We start from the raw sequence: 3354 nt of genomic DNA, 5'->3' as shown, positions 1-3354 counted from the left end.
GCCCGCACGGGGGCGTGCGCGGCAGCCAGTGGCGGGCCACGACCAGGGCGCCGAGGGCGATCGGCACGTTCACCAGGAAGGTCGCGCGCCAGCCGAGGTCGCCGCCGAGCCACGCGATGAGCCCGCCGCTGAGCAGCGGCCCCACCGCCACGGACACCCCGACGACGGCGCCAAGCGCCCCGAACGCCCGGGCGCGGGAGGCACCGGAGAACTCGCTCTGGATGAAGCCGGTGACCTGCGGGTTGAGCAGGCCCGCGCCCACGCCCATGACCAGGCGCGCGAGCACGAGCAGGACGCCCGTGGGCGCCAGGCCGGACAGGAGCGCACCGAGCGCGAACACGCCGAGGCCCACCATGAACAGCCGGCGGCGTCCGAAGAGGTCACCCGCCCGGCCCGCCGGCACGAGCACCATGCCGAACACGAGGGTGTAGCCGGAGATGGCCCACTGCAGCTCCGTGTCGCTGGCGTCCAGGCCCCGCTGCAGGGCGGGCAGGGCCACGTTGATGCTGGACACGGCCAGCAGGGACATGAAGATCGGGATGAGGAGCACCGCGAGGATGCGCTGCTGATGCGGGGTGAAGACCGAGGACGCCTCGCCGTCGGACGGACGTGGGGCGACGGGCATACGGTCTCCTTCTCGGGGGTGTCTCGGGCGCTCTCCAGGATCGGCCCTCGTCCCCGATCGTGCCAGGTCCCAGGGTCCTCTGCCCGGTGCGGCGCACGGCGGCCATGACCGCCACCGACGCCCTGCCGCCCTGTCCCGCCTGCGCCGAGGACTACACCTACGAGGACGGCGCCGTGCTGGTCTGTCCCATGTGCGCCCACGAATGGAACCCCGCCGAGACCGAGGCTGAGGCGCCGAACCGCGCGCCGTCGTCGTGAAGGACGCGGTCGGCAATCCGCTGGCCGACGGCGACGACGTCACCATCGCCAAGGACCTCAAAGTCAAGGGTGGCGCGGGGATCAAGTCCGGCACGAAGGTGCGCGGCATCCGACTGCCGGGTTGCCGGTGGACGGCCACGACACCGCGTCGCAGGCCCCGGGTGTGGGTCAGTTGTACCTGACGTCGTCGGTGATGACGGAGACGAACCGAGTGGCGGTCTTCCGCGTGGAGCGGCGCTCCCCGTCTTGCACCGGCGGGCTGACCCCTGCGAGGCACGTGTGTATAGTATATAAAAGAGCTGTTGAGTCTCTCAGCCAAGCCGCCGTCTGACTCTCTCGAAAGGGGCCTCGATGCCCATAATCACTCGCCGTTCCGTCGTTAAGGGCGTTAGCTGGTCTGCTCCGGTGGTCGCTGCTGCTGTCGCCGCTCCCGCCTTGGCTATCAGCTGTGGGAACCCGCTGACGTACACGGGCAAGTTCACCCAGGCTAATTCGTACACGATTCCCGACCAGTACACTTATACTGCCCCGGGTGGTGCTTCTGTCGACCTGTTCGTGGGCACGAGCGCCTACGGCGGCAAGCGCCTTCCGGGCAACAACCTGACGGCAGCGGGGGCCATCAACCTTGGATACAATGGCTTAGGGGATCTGAGGGCCGATGGCCTTCAGCTTCAGCAAGAGGGCGCGGGTGGTCAGAAACTGACGATCACCTTCAGCAAGCCCGTGACGGACCTGACGTTCAGTATTGCCGACATCGACTCGGTTAATTCCGGCTACCAAGACAGCGTCTGGGTGTCGCCTTCGCCGACGAGCGTGTCTTTGGGAACCGCCGTGACGGGTGAGGCGTCGGCGTCGAGGCCGCTCAAGGCAACAACGACCGGAGCAGTGGACTCCGATGTCTCGGCCAACCGGGCCACTGTCACGATGGCCGGCCCGGTGTCGTCGTTCACCGTCGACTTCTCCTCGACCAAGGGGGAGACCATGCAGCAGATCTTCTTGACGGGCCTCTCCTTCAAGGCCTGCTGACCCCCGGCGAGCCCCTCACTTCGCGTCCGCGTACGACCCCACGCTGGAGACGGTGAGCGGGAAGTCCACGGGGGCGGGACCGAACAGCAGGCGGCCGGCGGCGCTCGCGGACTCTGCCACGACCGTCCGCACGGCCTCGGCCTCCGTGGCCGGGCCGTGCAGGAGACCTCGTCGTGGACGAAGAACACGAGTTCCGTGCGCATGCCGGCCGAGCGCAGTCGACGGCGGATTTCGCCCATCCAGCACAGCGCCCACTCGGCCGCGGTTCCCTGCACCACGAAGTTCCGTGTGAAGCGGCCCTGGGAGCGCCGCCGTCGCCGGGCCGCGGACTCGGCGGCCTGGGTGCCGACGTCGGACACGGACTCCTGCCACGTCCGCCCCGGTGGGGGGACCAGCGGCCCAGCCACGTGGACACCTGGCCGCCGCCCTCGCCGACGGAGGTTGCCCGCTCGAGCAGGCCGATCGCTCGGGGGTAGAGCCGGCGTAGGTGCGGCATGAGCGCCGCGGAGTCTCCCGTCGTCGAGCCGTACATCGCACCTAACAGGGCGATCTTCGCGCGCCCGCGGTCGGCCAGCGCGGTGCCGGCCGCCCGGCCCTGCTCCGCCACCTCCCGGTACAGGTCGGGCGTGGTCCCGGCACGGGCCAGCGCCTCGTCGGCGGCCATCGCGGCGAGGATGCGCGGCTCCACCTGGGAGGCGTCGGCGACGGTCAGCGTCCACCCGGGGTCTGCGCGGACGGCGTCGCGCACCCCGGCCGGGATCTGCATGGCCCCACCGCCGTGGGCGGCCCACCGCCCGGTCACCACGCCGCCGACCAGGTAGGCGGCGTGGAACCGGCCGTCGTCGCCGATCCACTGGTCCAGCCAGTGCCAGCCGTTGGCCGTCCACAGCCGGGCCAGGGCCTTGTACTCCAGCAGCGGTGCGAGCAGCGCGGCCCGCGCCTCGCGTTCCGCGCCGCCGGCGTCGATCCAGTGCTTCAGGTCCCACTGCCGCGTGGACTCCACGGCCACGCCCGCCGCCCGGATCTCCGCGGCCACGAGTGCGCCCTGAGACTCCGCCGCCGCGAGCAGCCGCAGCCGGTGCGGGTGGGCCGAGCCCTCGACGGCCGCCCGCTGCGCGGCCTAGCCTCGGCTGCGCAGCACGGTGACGTCCGGAGCAGGGGCCGGCCTCGTCCGGCAGGTCGAAAGAAGGACTCCTGACCGGCGGGCACCCGCGCGGGGGCGCTCGGGCTCCGTGGGGGTCGGCGACCTCGAGCTGCGCCACGGGCGTGTAACGCACCCCGCTGCCCGGCGCCGTAGCCGCGTGCCGCAGGATCCGCTGGACGAGGGCCACATCCCAGCACCGATCCACCCGCACCCCCGCCGCCAGCCAGGCGGCGTACTCCGTCCCGACGTCGGCGAGCACCCAGCGGACCGTGCTCGGGTCCACGCCCAGGCGGGCGGGCAGG

5 protein-coding genes are annotated in these 3354 nt (G+C 71.6%); 3 read left to right on the top strand and 2 right to left on the bottom strand.

All coding sequences use genetic code 11. The features are described from left to right. The coding region (locus AC2W7A_RS10675) for an MFS transporter (RefSeq protein ID WP_485991334.1) at positions 1-625 on the bottom strand (625 nt) is incomplete at its 3' end. Between the two features lie 104 nt (positions 626-729). Here AC2W7A_RS10675 and AC2W7A_RS10670 point away from each other — a divergent pair. The 3 genes from AC2W7A_RS10670 to AC2W7A_RS10660 all read left to right on the top strand — a co-directional run bounded on the left by AC2W7A_RS10670 (position 730) and on the right by AC2W7A_RS10660 (position 1908). Then, positions 730-882: a hypothetical protein gene (locus tag AC2W7A_RS10670; protein ID WP_485991333.1), complete on the top strand. Its 153-nt coding sequence runs from the start codon at positions 730-732 to the stop codon at positions 880-882. Beyond that, positions 879-1064: a PhnA domain-containing protein gene (locus tag AC2W7A_RS10665; RefSeq protein ID WP_485991332.1), complete on the top strand. Its 186-nt coding sequence runs from the start codon at positions 879-881 to the stop codon at positions 1062-1064. Before AC2W7A_RS10670 ends, AC2W7A_RS10665 begins: the two co-directional genes overlap by 4 nt. 169 nt (positions 1065-1233) lie before the next feature. Beyond that, positions 1234-1908: a hypothetical protein gene (locus tag AC2W7A_RS10660; RefSeq protein ID WP_485991331.1), complete on the top strand. Its 675-nt coding sequence runs from the start codon at positions 1234-1236 to the stop codon at positions 1906-1908. Here the strand turns inward: AC2W7A_RS10660 and AC2W7A_RS10655 are convergent. Beyond that, positions 1895-2944 (bottom strand): DNA polymerase, encoded by a 1050-nt coding sequence (locus tag AC2W7A_RS10655; RefSeq protein ID WP_485991330.1) that lies wholly within the window; start codon positions 2942-2944, stop codon positions 1895-1897. The genes AC2W7A_RS10660 and AC2W7A_RS10655 overlap by 14 nt on opposite strands. Positions 2945-3354 lie beyond the last annotated feature (410 nt).

It is taken from the genome of Micrococcus sp. LASM2_SD2, assembly GCF_057364565.1.
The sequence above is the reverse complement of the archived record's forward strand: the minus strand, read 5'-3'. Positions and strand labels throughout refer to the sequence as shown.